This is a genomic window from Bdellovibrio sp. HCB2-146 (assembly GCF_047345725.1).
Classification (GTDB): domain Bacteria; phylum Bdellovibrionota; class Bdellovibrionia; order Bdellovibrionales; family Bdellovibrionaceae; genus Bdellovibrio.
Map to the genome: position 1 here is coordinate 50,475 of NZ_JBLEQP010000003.1, position 16,771 is coordinate 67,245.

General features: G+C 40.3%; 15 protein-coding genes. 2 read left to right on the plus strand and 13 right to left on the minus strand.

The annotated features are described in order from the left end of the window. Nucleotides 1–2 precede the first annotated feature (2 nt). Nucleotides 3–1,541: a hypothetical protein gene (locus ACLWOR_RS18080; protein WP_413942238.1), complete on the plus strand. Its 1,539-nt coding sequence runs from the start codon at nucleotides 3–5 to the stop codon at nucleotides 1,539–1,541. On the opposite strand, the gene ACLWOR_RS18085 is transcribed toward ACLWOR_RS18080, so the two are convergent. The 8 genes from ACLWOR_RS18085 to pseB form a co-directional block, all read right to left on the minus strand. Continuing rightward, nucleotides 1,536–3,239, minus strand: a complete 1,704-nt coding sequence (locus ACLWOR_RS18085) for an ATP-binding cassette domain-containing protein (protein WP_413942239.1) — start codon at nucleotides 3,237–3,239, stop codon at nucleotides 1,536–1,538. The two genes, ACLWOR_RS18080 and ACLWOR_RS18085, sit on opposite strands and share 6 nt — an antisense overlap. A gap of 99 nt (nucleotides 3,240–3,338) precedes the next feature. Beyond that, nucleotides 3,339–4,268 (minus strand): FkbM family methyltransferase, encoded by a 930-nt coding sequence (locus ACLWOR_RS18090; RefSeq protein WP_413942240.1) that lies wholly within the window; start codon nucleotides 4,266–4,268, stop codon nucleotides 3,339–3,341. Beyond that, nucleotides 4,261–5,484, minus strand: a complete 1,224-nt coding sequence (locus tag ACLWOR_RS18095; protein WP_413942241.1) for a hypothetical protein — start codon at nucleotides 5,482–5,484, stop codon at nucleotides 4,261–4,263. The genes ACLWOR_RS18090 and ACLWOR_RS18095 overlap by 8 nt, the downstream gene beginning before the upstream one ends. Before the next feature lie 52 nt (nucleotides 5,485–5,536). Continuing rightward, entirely contained in the window at nucleotides 5,537–6,268 is a 732-nt protein-coding gene (locus tag ACLWOR_RS18100; protein WP_413942243.1) for a cytidylyltransferase domain-containing protein, read from the minus strand. Beyond that, the gene (locus ACLWOR_RS18105; RefSeq protein WP_413942244.1) at nucleotides 6,253–6,927 is read right to left on the minus strand and encodes a glycosyltransferase family 2 protein; all 675 of its coding nucleotides are present in this window, start codon (nucleotides 6,925–6,927) and stop codon (nucleotides 6,253–6,255) included. Before ACLWOR_RS18105 ends, ACLWOR_RS18100 begins: the two co-directional genes overlap by 16 nt. Beyond that, nucleotides 6,917–7,999: an N-acetylneuraminate synthase family protein gene (locus ACLWOR_RS18110; RefSeq protein WP_413942245.1), complete on the minus strand. Its 1,083-nt coding sequence runs from the start codon at nucleotides 7,997–7,999 to the stop codon at nucleotides 6,917–6,919. Before ACLWOR_RS18110 ends, ACLWOR_RS18105 begins: the two co-directional genes overlap by 11 nt. After that, nucleotides 7,983–8,864: a sugar nucleotide-binding protein gene (locus ACLWOR_RS18115; RefSeq protein ID WP_413942246.1), complete on the minus strand. Its 882-nt coding sequence runs from the start codon at nucleotides 8,862–8,864 to the stop codon at nucleotides 7,983–7,985. The genes ACLWOR_RS18110 and ACLWOR_RS18115 overlap by 17 nt, the downstream gene beginning before the upstream one ends. Nucleotides 8,865–8,868: 4 nt before the next feature. Then, complete coding sequence (gene pseB / locus ACLWOR_RS18120; protein WP_413942247.1) at nucleotides 8,869–9,879, minus strand: UDP-N-acetylglucosamine 4,6-dehydratase (inverting); 1,011 nt, start codon at nucleotides 9,877–9,879, stop codon at nucleotides 8,869–8,871. Between the two features lie 309 nt (nucleotides 9,880–10,188). On the opposite strand from pseB, the gene ACLWOR_RS18125 reads away from it, so the two are divergent. After that, nucleotides 10,189–10,905: a TylF/MycF/NovP-related O-methyltransferase gene (locus tag ACLWOR_RS18125; protein WP_413942248.1), complete on the plus strand. Its 717-nt coding sequence runs from the start codon at nucleotides 10,189–10,191 to the stop codon at nucleotides 10,903–10,905. A gap of 78 nt (nucleotides 10,906–10,983) precedes the next feature. On the opposite strand, the gene ACLWOR_RS18130 is transcribed toward ACLWOR_RS18125, so the two are convergent. The 5 genes from ACLWOR_RS18130 to galE are packed head-to-tail and all read right to left on the minus strand — an operon-like array spanning nucleotide 10,984 to nucleotide 16,672. After that, nucleotides 10,984–12,249, minus strand: coding sequence for an MBL fold metallo-hydrolase (locus ACLWOR_RS18130; RefSeq protein ID WP_413942250.1), 1,266 nt, complete (start codon nucleotides 12,247–12,249; stop codon nucleotides 10,984–10,986). Between the two features lie 44 nt (nucleotides 12,250–12,293). Then, nucleotides 12,294–13,253: a GDP-L-fucose synthase family protein gene (locus tag ACLWOR_RS18135; protein ID WP_413942252.1), complete on the minus strand. Its 960-nt coding sequence runs from the start codon at nucleotides 13,251–13,253 to the stop codon at nucleotides 12,294–12,296. Then, complete coding sequence (gene gmd / locus ACLWOR_RS18140; RefSeq protein ID WP_413942253.1) at nucleotides 13,246–14,331, minus strand: GDP-mannose 4,6-dehydratase; 1,086 nt, start codon at nucleotides 14,329–14,331, stop codon at nucleotides 13,246–13,248. Before gmd ends, ACLWOR_RS18135 begins: the two co-directional genes overlap by 8 nt. Further along, the gene (locus tag ACLWOR_RS18145) at nucleotides 14,325–15,695 is read right to left on the minus strand and encodes a UDP-glucose dehydrogenase family protein (protein WP_413942254.1); all 1,371 of its coding nucleotides are present in this window, start codon (nucleotides 15,693–15,695) and stop codon (nucleotides 14,325–14,327) included. Before ACLWOR_RS18145 ends, gmd begins: the two co-directional genes overlap by 7 nt. After that, a complete protein-coding gene (galE, locus tag ACLWOR_RS18150; RefSeq protein WP_413942255.1) occupies nucleotides 15,692–16,672 on the minus strand; it encodes a UDP-glucose 4-epimerase GalE in 981 nt (326 codons plus the stop codon). Before galE ends, ACLWOR_RS18145 begins: the two co-directional genes overlap by 4 nt. Nucleotides 16,673–16,771: the final 99 nt, after the last annotated feature.

Consider the following 16,771-nt stretch of genomic DNA (forward strand, 5'->3'; position numbering starts at 1 on the left):
AAATGAAAATTCTATCATTCGTCTCTATCCTTCTAGCACGCTACCTACCAACAATAGACTCCTCCAAAGTACGATTCGAGCTGTCAAAGTATCCGACTATCCACAGTCATAATGGCCCTCTCGTTCTTTGTCAGGCAGTGGAAAGTTATACTTTTGTACTTAGAGTAATTCATTTCCTGATTGCTTACCGAAAAATAAAAAATCAAAATCTCCACATAGGCTGGATTGTTTTACGCAAGCCTCTAGGTGTTCGAAGCTATAGAAGTAAAATTAGATCAACGCTATTAGATAATAAATTTACAGATTTAATCTGGCTAAGTTTATATAAATCAATTGGCGGGAAAATCGCGATCCATCTTAACAAGGACACCAAGGCAATGACAAAAGCCTCAGTCCGAGCGCGAGAGACTCAGAATAGTCTTCATTCGAAAAGTGATCTGGTAAATTTTAGAATTGAAAATATACAAGTCGGCGATCTTGTATATGACACGTATTTACGCTTCAAACCTGCAGCAACTGTCGATATTTACGATCCATTCCTTGGCGAACTTCTTGAGTGGACATGGGACCTATACTTCCAGACAAAATCATATTTAGAAAACCACAAAGTTACGGCACTAGTAACATCCTATACCTCATACATTCACCATGGCTTAATTGCCCGAATGGCCCTTGAAAGATGTATTCCTGTTTACTCCCTCGGCGCACGCAATCAACTTGTTGTTCAACCCACCGTACAATTCCCGTTCCATGTGCGAAATTTTCATAACTATCGAGAACTACTAAAAGGTTCCGACATGAAAACAATTTGCGAAATTGGAACAGAACTAATCACGAGACGAATGACTGGAAAAATCGACCCAGCAACTTCTTATATGAAAAAATCAGCCTACAATACCGAAATAGCATCGAAAATTTTTCCAATTACAAATAAAAAACGCGCACTTGTAATGGGACATGATTTTTATGACAGCCCACACATATATGGATCTATGATTTTTGCCGATTTTTATGAGTGGATTGAGTTTGTGTTTACAGAAGCACGCAACAGCGAATACGATTTTTTTTACAAACCACACCCAAACGGTCTTCCAAATAATGTATTCATAACTAAGCACTTACGCAGTAAATATCCAAATATTCAGTTTATTGAAAAAGAAGTTTCAAATCTTCAAATACTCGAGGAAGGGATAGATATCGCATTCACCGTTTATGGAACGGTTTCACACGAGTTTGCATTTAAGGGAGTTCCCGTTGTCAGTGCTGGCGATAACCCCCACAATGCTTATAAGTTCAATATATGCGCCCGAACAAAAGAAGAGCTTGCCCAATATATTCACGGCTCAAAAAAACCGATACTCGACAATTCCGAAGTGCCCGAGTTTTGCTATGTTCATAACTATCGTCACTTAAATAACAGTTTGAGTTTTTTCCCATTTCTAGAGGGGAATCCATCGATGAGTAAAAGTTTTGAATTTGCATCATTGGACCGGCGAATTGACTCTATGGTTTCAGCCATCGAAAATTGCAACAAACTATGATAAAACTCGCTCTGGAAGGCGAGCACCGATAGGAAGAACTATATCCGCAAAGCCATAAACTGCTTCTTCATGAGTAATAAAAATAAGAATTCCATTTTTCATTTGAGCTCTCAAATTTGTTAAAATTAGAACTCTTGTTTCCTGATCCAGGGCACTTGTTGCCTCATCTAAAATCAACACATCAGGACGATGAAGAAGAGCCCGCGCAATTCCAAGACGTTGCCTCTGCCCACCGGACAGATTAGACCCTTGATAATTGAGCTTCGTGTCCAACTTGTCCTTTAAAGAGTTCACAAATTCAAACAATCCGACAAACTCTAACACTTTCCACAATTCCAGATCTTCAATCTCCAGTCCTAGAAGTAAGTTTTCTCTTATGCTTGTGGAAAATATTCGAACCTGTTGCTCAACTAGCATAATTCTACCACTGTCCATTCTGTAGTCGCCAGAAATGCCATTAATCGAAATTGAACCGCTTTGTGGACTCACTAATCCTAATATAATGTCAGCAAGTGTTGACTTACCAGATCCAGATGACCCAACAATTGCATAAACCTTACCCTTAATAAAATCGAAACTAAGATTATCTAAAACCAGGACATCATTGTTATAACCATATTTAATATTTACTAATGATATACGGTCGATGCTCGATAGAGAGTTTGCGCCAGAGAAGGGCGTTGGCTTATTGGGGTTTTCAATCAAATCGCTTATATCCCTCATTGCTCGAATATCCGTTAATAGTAGAGACGTAGAGGATACCAATTGACCAAGTGAAACAAAAATTCTAATCAAAACTACGATCGTCGCAAAAAATGATGACTCATTGAAAGCATCGCCCATTCGGGCCCCAGGCCAAACAATAATCGCACCACAGAAAAGCAATAATATCGCAGGCAAATTTTTCGCAGCACTTCTTAAGGCCTCAATTTCGAATAGCATACGAACATATAATGAAATTTGCTGGGCATAACTTCGTCGGACGAAAATCTGAGCTCCAAGCACACGTAATGAACGTAGGCTATTTAAAGCTTCGACAAAAGCGGTGTTTAATTCTCTCGATAATGCATTGGATTTTAGATTCATATTTAATACAAATCCAAAAATAAAGAAGATCAATATTGCACAAACCAAAATGAACAATATTGAACCCAAAAAAACTTTTTTGGAGAATATGAAAAGGACAAATAACCCGACCAAGGCACTTGCGGCGGCAACTAGACACTGAAGAGAAGTAAAAATTATTGTGCCACAACGAACCGTATCATCTCCACCTAAAGTGATGTAAAAACCAACGCTCCGTTTATAAACTTCAACCATAGGCTCATCGGAAACAATTCGACCAAAAACCTTTTCACTTAAAAAGCGATGAACTTGCCGACCTAACAAGTTCGCCCCCATCGACTGTCCGAAACCTACGAATAGTCGAACGAGCATTAACAGAAAAAATAGCCAAAGCCAAATTTGGCTCGATGGCAAATAACCAAACCATTCAACGATCTTACTCCAGAATGCAACGACAGTGCTATCTTTTGATTCTTGGATAGATGCAAGCGGAATCATTAAACTCGTCACGGCGTATTCCAAACCAAGCAATAGAATGGTAAGAAAAAGGACCAAGGAAAAAAGAGCAAAATTCCGTGCAACGAAAATATAAAAATCTAAGATTTGCCTAAATGTTCTTACAACGTTTTTCAATGTATTTTTCTCTATAGTCTAAATTAGCGCTAATACTATTAACATGAATTTATTTCCCCCGACATCACCCTACGATCAAGATGAACAAACCTCGCTATCTCACACTAACTTGTTAAGTACGTTTTTTAGCGTATCAATATTTTGTCCCTTATTGGCGAGGTAAGATTTCAATTCATTGGAACTATCGAGAAAAAGAATGGCTTCTTCATAAAATGAATATGCGCAATAAAATGCAAATAGAGCCATTTTGTAATCTACGTCCATACGTTCAATTATATCTCGTCTTTTGACAAAAACGGCGTCGCACTCATTTAAGAAAGTAAAGCCACCTCTTTTTGATTTGGATTCATTTAACCTCGGCGGAGCGTATATAGGATGCAAATGTAGCAACTCAAATCCTCTATTTTCTAGATAACTAGCAGCTTCCCAGAACTTTCCAGATCCTTTCATGACCGGTTGAGCAAGCAAAGTTGATTCCATTTCGATGCCGACGATACTGTTCATCAATAAATCATTCGCTCCTCTTAATATTGAGAGTTCTGTACCCTGCGTGTCCAATTTCACGATTGTTGGAATCTCAACTTCTTCAATAATATCAGTTAACTTCAATGTCTGAATGATCTGCTCTCTAACAGGAAAAAAATAATGAGAATTCACTCGATGTCCCATACTGGCTGCAATCACAGGCTCTAGCAAACTTGATCCACTATCGATGTTTGTAATATACAATGTCTGGTCACCACCCATCTCACTTAGGCCAGTAGTGCAAACCGAGAGATTGCTGGAATACCGCCAATTCTCCGTATATTTTAAGTTCTTCGTATTAGGCTCGACAGCAATCCACTTCACAAACTTCGACTTCAAAAAGGCAGGCCATTTCACATGAGGATGATATGAAGCACCCACGTCTACGCAACACATTGAAGGTAGAGTAGCGGAAATTAAACCCTCTAATACGTGCTGCGGCTTTCTTTCTTTAATGGAATTCTTCAATTTTGCAGGAATAATTTTTTTTATTAATTTAATCATTTTTGATAACCTTTTTTATCTTAGATTTGATAGTTCGAAGCAACTGTGGTTTTTCGTCAAAAATCACTTGTAAAGCCACCCTATCCCCAGACTCAATAAGGCCACCTCTATGAAATAATCGCGCGCCATCAAAAACAATAAATCGACCTGCAGAACCCGTTAAGAAAACTTCACGGGACACCATTGCACTTTCAATTTTGGAGTTAGGAAGAATATCCCAGCCAAGATGAGAATTAAAACGAATTTCTGGAGGAATCAGCATGAAGTGTTGACGAAACGATTCAGAGCTAATCGACTGGTGATAACTTCTTGTATAATAATTCTTTAGCGCCGATTCTTTTTCCAGTCCCACAGTGAGAACAACTCTACCGATAAGCTGTTGCAAAAAACCCAACTTCAAATTTTCATACAAGCCCGGATAACAACTTGTCGGGCCATTCTCCATTGAAACGTCACTAAGGTACACGATGGCTTTAGGATTGGCTATTGATTCATCAACGTGCGCGTACAGCGTTTTAGGAGGTCTCGGTAATCCAGAAAAGGTACTTTCCCACCATTTAGATTGAGGTATGCTAAGTTCATGTGCCACTCCCGCCACAACCATGTCTTTACCCATATAGGCGGAAACTGCAGCATTAATTCCACATCGATCGAAATCATAGTTTAGCAGGTCTATCATTTCCCTAATAGAACGATCTGAATTCACACTAAGATCTTCCCTAGTAAGCATTCCCCGTTTTACATTTTCTCGAAAGAAGTTTAAGTTTTGACTACCGATCTCATTAATTTTTTTGGTTGTACTCTTACCTAAACTTCCAAAAAAATAGCGATTTTCCTTCAATTGAGACGCTAGATGAAGGTTATCGAGGCTGCCAAAAGAAATTTTATGTTTATTGTTGTGCTTTCGATAACACTGCATTTCTTTTATAAGGAGGCGTGCGACCTTTGTGCCGAGCTCACTCCAAAACAATTGTTCATAAGAATCACGAGCCTGTTCTTTAAACGAATTAAAAATATTATTAATTCCGGAATGACATTTTTCTGCGAGCTTTAAAAATTCGCGTTCTGTGAGCATGTTTCCAAAATTTCTAATCGCAACATATGCCGTCTCAAATTTTTCTAGCTCTTCAGTATCAAGCTTCGAGCTTCCGCGTTCGTTCTGGAATGCAGGATGCTCATGATAATTTTGAATCAGATCCAATTGCCCAATACTCATAATCACCCTCCAAGAAAATCATGCGAATAACCAATCGAAACGTCGCATGCCGCTATATTTTTTTTTGCTCAACATGAGCATTTATTTGCACTAATTCCGGATGCAAATCCATAAGTTGGACTATCGCTTCCATCCCCATTTTATCTGCATCATACTCTTCAATCAAAACCTTAAGTAATTTCAAATCATCAGACTCATCTAAAGTAATTCGATAACCAGACTTGTCATCCTTATTCAAAATCTGAAGAAAACGAAATTTTTCACGATGACTTTTATAAAAGAAAGGAGTGACATGCTCACGCTCATACTCCTTGGTGTTGTGCAAATTTGCCAGATTAAGCATATCGACAGAAAACCACTCAAAATCAAAACCTCTAGGAAATGTTCTCTCAACAGTATTTGATAAGTATACGCAATTTCCTGACTGTCGAACCTCATTCATATAGAGTTCCAAGCCCCGCAATATCAATTTTGAATCAATAAGTGGACAATCAGAGGTCACTCTACAGACATGGCTTAAACCAAAATATTTTGCCGCTTGGGCATACCGCTCCAACACATTAGATTCGCTACCACGAAAACACTGGACATTAAGAGTTTTACAAATCTCTTCAATGCAATCATCTGTTTCATTTATTGTCGTTGCTACGATAATTGACCAAGGGTACCCTTTTAACCTACGTATTTGGTGCTCCAAAAAAGTCACTTCGTCAGCCTTGAGCAAAACCTTTCCTGGAAGTCTAGTGCTAGTCATTCGTGCTTGGGTAATTACACCGAATTCCATATGCTCCTCAAATCAATTGCTATAACAGCAAAAAGACTTTTTAAAATTCTTTTGTTCGCAGACCATCCCCACCCAAACCGAGGTGCATCTGCACGATCATTAATACTAATTTTAACCTGGGACAGCCTCACCCTCGATAAACACATCCTGATCATCATCTCAGTACCTGTCGAATTCACTGAATCGAACTGACCTAATTCCCGATAAAACCCTAATGAATATCCCTTCATTCCACACAGCGGATCTCTGACTCCGAACCTAATACGTGTGTAAAATGAAAAAAACATCTCTGCCAATCGTTGATAACTGGGACGAACACCTACAACAAGCTGCGCCCCTTTCTCAAACTCTTCAACAAATTTAGGAATAGCATCCGCAGGATGTTGTCCATCAGCATCGAATGTAATTGCCCACTCAATGCCATTACTAGCAACTGCAGCAAATCCCGAATTTAGTGCTTGATCATAACCCATATTAGTTTTTTGATTTACAACTACTGCACCCGCGTTTATCGCCAAAGCTGCTGTACTATCTTTACTGTTATCATTTACAACCACAACTTTGCCATAAACGGCAGCTGCTCTGACTGTGTCGTAAATGCTAGACGCTTCATTAAAAGCTGGAATTATAATTGCTACCGATGGAAACTTAGGATTCAAGGTCACCCCATGCAATATGTTGCCCTTTTACGATTTTATTCTTCAACTTTGAACCAATCACACGCTTCAATTCATAAGGAGGAATAGCCCCTTCAGGACAGGGCCTTAGACATTCAACATCATCTGACTTCAATATATGCCCCGAAGGAAGATCAGCCTTAACGCGTATGGATCGCCGCTGAAGCACAACAGTCTGCTTTTCATTTTCCTCAATAACTTTCGTTCCATCACCCAAAGCATATTCGAGTTCGCGAGTACGATGTACCATCTCACTCCAAGCTTTCGGATTTAGAGCAAATTTATGATCAGGACCAACTCTCTCATTGCTATCAGTGAAATGCTTTTCAACCACTCTTGCGCCAAGAGTGACAGCTCCCAGAACTGCGGCATGTCCGGGCGTGTGATCACTTAATCCTAAAATTACACTAGGATAGCGACGTGCGTACTCATTTAATACTCTTAGATTGATGTACTTAAAGTTTTCTAGGCTAGCGGTATAATTTGTGTTACATTGCATAAGAATAATATCTGGAGTTCTTTGCAAAAGCATTTTCATAACATTGTCGACCTCTAACTGGGTGGATGCACCTGTCGCCAAAAGTAGTGGCTTCTTTTTCGAAACCATTTTTTCAATAATTTCTGTCCAGGTAATATCACCAGATCCAATTTTATATGCTTCGACAAACCGATCAACCTCATCAACCAAATCCAGTGAGTACGGCGAAGTGAAAAAAGTAATTCCAGCCTTTACGCATGTTTCCTTAAGAATTCCCGTCCAGTCGGGGTTAAGGCTAGCATCCTTATAGACTTCAAAAACACTCTTATTCCATTTCGCTTGATGAGATTGTTGTGAACCTAGATTTTTAAACCCGAAATCGCTAACTATTGTCTCTGCGGCAAAATGTTGAAATTTTGCAACATCTGCGCCCGCTTCCTTAGCAAGATAAATCAAATCAATTGCTCGATTTAGATCGCCGTCATGATTAGCCGCTATGTCCGCAATGAAATAGGTAGGGTGGTCTAATCCAATTTTTCGCTCTTCAATCTGAATAACTTTACTTGGCTGATGCATCTAAATACTCCCTAATTATACTATGAATCTCATTTTCAATCTTCGGCAACGTTACACTACGAGTTTTTTCATACAACTTTACATCCATAACCATACTTGATGGCCTAGGAGTGGTAAAAGTTCCTTCGAAATAAGACTTGCCAACAATTGAATCGGTAGACAATCCAAGCCCAGTTAAAAACCTATTGGCAAACTCATACTTGCTTAGTGCTCCATTCGCACCTAAATTGTACAACCCAAAACGAGGCGACGAAACTTCTCGTTCTAACTCCCGACAAAGCGATCCTATAGAAATTGGATTAAAAAATTGGTCGCGGAAGATTGTTTGGCTAATAGATTCTTCGGATACTTTTACTAACCAGTCAGTCCATGATTTCTTTGTAGAAATAGATTTACCGACAAAGTTGGTTCTAAAAACTGTAGTTCGCGGATAACACAAACTACGCTCTTCTCCCCATTTTTTTGTTAACGCATAAATATTTCTCAACGTCACATCCGATTCTGTCGCCCCAACATTAGATTCGTATACATGATCTGTCGAAATCGATACTACCCGAATACCCGAGTCCAAATGGCTACATACCTCGCTTAGCAAACCTGGTAATTCAACATTCAACTTATAAGCTTCATCGGGTTTTAACTGACATCCATCGACGTCAGTCATTGCGATCAAATTCACAATTACATCTGGACGAGACAATTCTATCATTTTACGCAACGACAGTTTGTCTAATGGATTTCCTATTATTTCAGTGCCTCGCTCACGACTCTGCCCAATCACCCTATGGTTGTTTGATCGCAACTCGTTTACTAAGTGCGCACCAAGCAAACCTCGTGATCCTAGCACCAAGACAGTTTGACTCATAAAGCTACACTATAAAATTGGGATCAACGTGGAGTTTTACCAATCGTCTGACTTCTGTTTCGTCTAGCCAACTGTCATTAGTTCCCGAATTATATTTAAATCCCTCTGGCACTCTTTTAGCGTTAAATGTAGACACCCAATTCTCCAAAGACCAATTAGGAAGGGTAGGTAAAATGACGTAATATTTCCCGCAATCAAATGTATTCAATGCATCAGTCTCAGTTATCATTTCCTCATGCAATTTTTCACCAGGTCGAATACCTACAATTCGATGATCTATTTCAGGAGCTATCGAACGAGCGAGAGTCATAATATCATATGAAGGAATCTTAGGCACAAAGAGTTCCCCGCCCCACGAGTGTTCAATCGCATGCAAGACCATTTCAACACCCTCTTCAAGCGTAATATTGAATCGAGTCATTTCTTGATGGGTAATTGGCAAAGCTCCTTTTTTCCTTTGCCCGAGGAAAAACGGCACAACACTACCACGACTACCGAGCACATTTCCATATCGCACAACTGAGAATTTTAAATCTCTAGATCCCTTTATATTATTTGCCGCAATAAAAAGCTTATCTGAACACAACTTCGTTGCTCCGTACAAATTGATTGGAGCAGCAGCTTTGTCTGTCGAAAGTGCAACCACATTCTTTACTCCACAATCAAGCGCAGCATTGACGACGTTTTCTGCACCAAAAACATTCGTCTTGATACACTCCATCGGATTATACTCAGCTATCGGTACATGCTTAAGTGCCGCAGCATGAACAATTATATCAATCCCTTCACAGGCGCGCTTCACTCTTTCTCCGTCGCGAACATCACCAATGAAAAATCTTAATTGAGGATACTTTACCGGCGGAAACATTTGAGCCATTTCATATTGCTTCAACTCATCTCGCGAAAAAATCACAAGACGTTTGATATCCGGATACTTTGTCAAGACCATCTCGGTGAACTTTTTCCCAAACGAGCCTGTTCCACCCGTAATTAATATTTTTTTCCCATTGAGCATTATGAACCACCAAAAAAGTTAATTTTTTAGAGTAGGAAAATAACCTCATTGCAGATTTGTGTCCATAAATTGAATTTTCAAACAAGCATGTGAAGCATAGCGTAATTCGATACTGAAAAATCCATGTCTCAGACTAGCTGACGCGGTCGTCAATATCGAGATCTCGGACTCAAGAACCATATCCGCATCCAATAAAAACTTAGTTTTAAAATGGATAAATTTTGTTAGATGTATTTAAAAAAAATAGTGTACAGAAAGCTATTAGTGGCTACATTGGTAGCGAAATATAGTAACAAGGGACTGATTAAAATGAAAACCACGGCGGCCGACGAAGTTTACTTAAAATCGCGCAAAGAATTTTCTCAGAAGTATGGGGAGCGAGAGTTATGGTCCGTAATGGATCATTGGCCACTCTATGCAGGAATAAACAACCTAAGCCGCACCCTTTCAATTTATGAACTTTTAAAATCAACTTTGAACGTTCCTGGACACATTGCCGAGTTCGGGTCATGGAGAGGTGCAAATCTGCTTTTCATGGCGAAAGTCCTCAAGATTTTTAATTCCCACGGTTCAAAACAAGTTCACTGCTTTGACAGCTTCGAAGGGCTAACAGCGTTCTCTCCTCAAGATTATGAGGCGAACAAGTTACAAGGCAAGTACAAGGGGTCCCTTCAAGAATTGACTGATATCATCAAACTCTACGACCTTTGGGACGATATTATCATTCATAAGGGACTAATCGAGAACACCTTAGAAACCTTCGTTAAAGAACACCCTGCGACAAGCTTCTCTTTCATCTATTGTGATACTGATTTATATGATTCCACAAAAACTATTCTTAAGTACCTACATCCCCGCCTTATGAAAGGTGGCATGTTTGTCTTTGATGAATGGAATCATGATAAATTTCCGGGAGAAGGAGTTGCCGCAAATGAATTCCTCATGGAGTTTAGTGACTACTATGAACCAATCTCGATTCAGACAGCAAGACAGCCCTCTCTAGCGCTTAAAAAAATAAAAATGTAGTTTTCCTCCTTACGAAGCACATCACCGCAGCAGTCGTGTTGTGCTTTTCGTTTTTAGACTCGAGAACAGCAACCTCTTTTAGACATGGAATCGATTCAAGAATGAATATGCCTCTCTAACAAATACGTCGGGAAACCTTTTTGAGGTATAGTGAGATCCTATCGAAGCATTATTCCAATGATAAAGTCGGGTAAGTAATCCAAATAGATATCTTTCATCAATTTCAATTTCGCACCTAGGTGAAAAACTCGCTAAATCCGATGTCACACTAACACCCGAGTCTTTTGCGGTATTAAAAATATAGTACTTATTCGCTTGATTAACCAACTTGATAGCAAACCAAAAATCCTCCCTAACAGACGTGGATGCAATGGCTCTACTATAAGCGCTTTTAAGAAGAGGAAAAATAGGCAACGTATGCTCAACATACGGTCGAAGCTCGCATTCGTAATCATATCCACCAAAGGACATTTTATTAAAGTGTGTACGAATTTCATCGGGATCGTATACAGAAGTACGTACTGCCGAGCTCTCAAGAGTTTGCACATCTATAAATGCGTCACCCCCATCTGCAAGAACAACAGATAGATCGGGAAACCGTTCAGCAACCTCAACGGCATCACATACGCCACGACGATCATTTAGTGCGGAAAGGGGGCCTCCTAAAAAATACTGCCCCGCAAATGGAATTGCCTTCAACGGCTTCAACGCATTCAAATACTGGCTATACAATTCTAAAAATTGCCTTTTCTTTTTATCCTCGGCTCGTAGCCTCAATTCATCACTTTCAAAAAAATATGTTTGCGGATATGGACCAGCGCCACTATGCGGAATTAACGCAACATTTGGTCTCCCATGTGGACATTTTGCAAGCACTTCACTCACCTGTTGAGGATCAAATGGGTTGTCATTCATATTCACAACACTAAGATCATTTTGAACAACAACAAGAGCCGTATCAATATTATCAACTTCGTAAGATCGATTCTGCAAAATCGTAACTTCAGTACTACCAACTATCATACTGTTTACTACTTCTGGCTTAAATCCATCCGCCTTCATTTTCTGAAAAAGGTATGGTGGTGATGTTTCACCAACAATTATTTTAACCGAAGGATACACCTCAGTATATTTTTTTAAAAACTTTGCATCGTAATGGTCAGGATGAATATGTGAAATGTAAAGATAGTCGACTTCACCGATAACCGAAATTGGCTCTCTGACTGGAGGGTACTGATACCATGATCCGTCAAATGCGCCAGGGGTGAACCAAGGGTCACAACAAATTTTAATATCGCTTGTTTCAACTACAACACAAGCTGAATAAATATATCTTACTTTCATCGCCTATTCATTTCTCACCTCCCAACTTATGTTGGGAGAATGTATTACTTATCCTTGTTTAAATAACTCTCATAAGCAAACGAAAGACCATGTTTCAATTCAATCGAGTATTTCCAACCCATGCTTGAAAGCTTTGAAACATCCATTAATTTTCTAAATGTTCCGTCAGGCTTAGTTTCATCAAAAACAATCTTACCTTTGAATCCAACAACGTCTGAAACCAACTCAGCCAGTTCCCGAATCGTCACGTCATGCCCAACACCAATGTTGATCAACGGACACACAGATGGATTCGCAAGCTCCATAAATTTCTGATCCGACAACGTCATTAAGAACACACAAGCCGACGCCATATCAGTCGAGTTCATAAACTCACGACGCGGTTTCCCTGTTCCCCATACTTCGACTGTTGGAGATCCAGACTTCTTTGCCTCATCGAACTTGCGTAGTAAAGCAGGAATGACATGAGAATTGTTCAGATCAAAGTTGTCATTCGCCCCATACAAATTTGTAGGCATTGCGGCCAAATATTTCGTACCGTATTGTCTATTATATGACCAACACATCTCGATCCCAGCAATCTTAGCAATCGCATAAGGGCGATTTGTCGGCTCCAACGGACCAGTCAGAAGATACTCTTCCTTAATCGGTTGAGGGCTCTCTTTTGGATAAATGCAGGATGAGCCCAAGAACAAGAGACGCTTCACATTTGTCAGGTAAGACGAATGAATGACGTTCGACTGTATTTGCAAATTGTTATGAATGAACTCTGCTGGATAGGTGTTATTCGCAAGAATCCCACCCACTTTTGCTGCTGCCAAGAAAACATACTCAGGAAATTCTTGTTTGAAAAAATCCAACGTTTGACTTTGGTTCATCAAATCCAGCTCAGTATGCGTACGAAGAAGTAAATTGTGATATCCCTGCTCTTTCAATGACTGAACAAGGGCAGACCCCACCAATCCTCTATGACCGCAAACGAGTATTTTTGAATCTTTATTCATAGTACTTAAATGCCCTAAAACCAGAGTTATCAAGCAACTGATCTTTTTCAGCGAGCTTTAAATCTTCTTTCGCCATTTCAGCAACCAGCTCTTTGAAATGTGTTTTTGGAATCCATTTCAATTTCTCTTTGGCTTTATTTCCATCACCCAACAATGATTCAACTTCAGCTGGACGGAAGTAGCGCGGATCAACAGCAACAACGCAACGCCCTTGCTGATCAAACGCCTTCTCGTTGACGCCTTCACCTTTAAAGGTCAGCTCAATTCCAATTTCCTTCGCTGCCAAAGTGACGAACTCACGTACAGAGTGTTGTTCACCAGTCGCGACAACAAAGTCTTCTGGCTTTTCTTGTTGCAACATTAACCACATCGCTTCGACGTAGTCTTTGGCATGACCCCAGTCACGTTTGGCATCCATATTACCAAGATACAAACAGTCTTGAGTTCCCAGCTTAATACGAGCCAATGCTCGAGTGATTTTTCTTGTTACAAAGGTCTCGCCACGGATAGGGCTTTCATGGTTGAACAAAATTCCGTTACAAGCATAGATGCCATAAGATTCACGATAGTTCACCGTGATCCAATACGCATAAAGCTTTGCTACAGCATACGGACTGCGTGGATAAAATGGGGTTGTTTCTTTCTGAGGAACTTCCTGCACCAAGCCGTACAACTCAGAAGTTGAAGCTTGGTAAAAACGAGTCGTCTTTTCAAGTCCCAAGATACGAATCGCTTCAAGAATTCTCAATGCACCTAAGGCATCTGAGTTCGCCGTATACTCGGGTTCTTCGAATGAAACCGCCACATGCGACTGAGCCGCAAGATTGTAGATTTCATCAGGACGAACTTGCTGAATAATACGAAGTAAACTTGATGAGTCAGTCAAATCACCATGATGAAGAATAAATCGACGATTTGTCTCGTGTGGATCTTGATATAGGTGATCGATACGATCTGTATTGAATAAAGATGTTCTTCTTTTGACACCGTGGACTTCGTAGCCCTTTTTCAAAAGGAACTCAGCCAAATAGGCTCCGTCCTGTCCTGTTACTCCAGTAATTAACGCTTTTTTTACCATACTAAAACTTCACTTTCACTACGAACCGGAGATTGAACAGACTCTCCACGACCAACGCCGAAATATCTAAAACCTTCGGCTTGCAAATCTTGTGGAGAAAAAATGTTACGACCATCAACAATGATCGGATTCTTAAGTTGCTTTTTAAGCCATTTAAAATCGATCGAACGGAACTGTTTCCACTCTGTGCAAATAACCAATGCATCTGCACCAGCAACAGCCTCCTCACGAGAGCCCACGAGGATCAAATCTTTGCGTGCACCGTAAATGTGATGCGCTTCTCTCATCGCTTCTGGATCAAATGCACAAACTGTCGCACCTGCTTGCCATAATTCTTCCATCAAGATGCGGCTTGGAGCCTCACGCATATCATCGGTGTTGGGCTTAAACGCCAACCCCCAGATTGCGATTCTTTTTCCAGCAAGCTTTCCACCTAGAGCATGAAGCACCTTTGCAAAAAGAATTTCTTTTTGCTTGTGATTCACACTTTCAACAGCCCTGAGAATAGACATCTCATACTTGTTCTCTTCAGCTGTTTTAATAAGAGCCTGTACATCTTTCGGGAAACAAGACCCACCGTATCCACAACCAGAGTAAATAAAATGATAACCAATACGTGGATCAGAGCCGATACCAAGTCTTACCTGCTCAACATCGACTCCCAAACGTTCCGCGAGATTAGCGATTTCGTTCATAAAGCTAATACGAGTGGCAAGCATCGCATTGGCAGCGTACTTCGTGAGTTCTGCTGCGCGAACGTCCATAAACATTAACTTATCATGATTGCGGTTGTAGGGAGCGTACAGCTCTCTCATTTTTTGACGAACAGTTTCTGAATCCGTACCCACAACGATGCGGGCAGCTTTCGTAAAATCCTCTAATGCGGCGCCTTCTTTTAAAAATTCTGGATTAGAGCAAACATCAAAGTCAAAAGAAACAGATCTCTTATCAAGTTCAATACGAATTTCATTTTGAACTTTCTCGGCAGTTCCAACTGGAACGGTCGACTTATCTACAATGACTTTATATCCATTCATCGTCTGACCGATTGTTTTAGCGACCATTAGAACATATTTCAAATCTGCTGAACCATCCTCCCCCGGAGGAGTACCAACAGCAATAAAGATCACATCGGAATTTTCAACGGCACTTTTTGCCTCTGTTGTAAAAAACAATCGTTTTTCAAGAAAGTTAGTTTGAACCATGCTTTCTAAACCAGGCTCAAAAATAGGGATACTGCCAATCATCAAATTTTCTATTTTGCGCTGGTCAACATCAATACAAATTACTTCATGCCCGACATCCGCAAGGCATGCACCAGTAACCAAGCCAACATAGCCAGAGCCAAAAACCGCTATTTTCAAAATGTCATCCTTTTTTCCCAATCCGCCGCCGACTTGCAGATCAACTCCAGAGAATCATATTGAGGCTTCCAGCCAAGAACTGAGCTCGCCTTTTCAGAAGATGCTACCAAACTCGCAGGATCTCCCACCCGGCGTGTCGCCTCTTCTACGACAAAGTCAACGCCGGTGACCTTCTTCATCACGTCAATCACCTCACGAACTGAATACCCATGCCCATACCCGCAATTGATAGTTACACCTTTGTTACCTTTACTCAAATAATCCAAAGCCAAAACATGAACGTCCGCAAGGTCTTCCACATGAATATAGTCACGAACACAAGTGCCATCTGCTGTAGGATAATCCGTACCAAAGATATTCATTTTTCTTCTTTTTCCAACGGCAGCTTCTGAAGCGATTTTAACAAGATGAGTGGCATTCTTTGTACGCTGTCCATTTAACCCATCCGCACTTGCTCCAGCGACATTGAAGTATCTTAGAACTACGGTACGTATCCCATATGCAGCCTCACAATCACGAAGAATGGCCTCACTCATGAGTTTAGATCTTCCGTATGGATTAATGGGGTTGTTGGGTTGACTTTCAGAGATAAGCCCCTGCTGTCTCACATCGCCATACACAGCTGCAGTCGAAGAAAAAACAACATTATTGACTCCAGTTCTTCTACAAGCCGACATTAGTGATATGACGCCAATAGTGTTATTTTCGTAATACTCAATAGGCATTCCCACTGACTCTGAAACAATTAGTTTTGCAGCAAAATGAACGACTGCTTGGATTGCATTCTCAGTGATTGTTTTCTCAAGAAGATCTATGTCCCTAACATCTCCTTGAACAAACTTAACACCAGGACGAATAGCATCTCGAAATCCAGTTGAAAGATTATCGAATACGACCACTTCGTGACCGGCACAGAAAAGTTGATTTGTTGTGTGAGAGCCGATGTAACCCGCCCCCCCGGTAACAAGTATTTTCATAAGGCAAACATCATTTAAATTTCGCAAGGAAACGTCAAGCTCTTACGGAGAGCGAATTAACGCGTTCTGCTAGCAGTTTTCATTCTGAAAAAAAAGAGC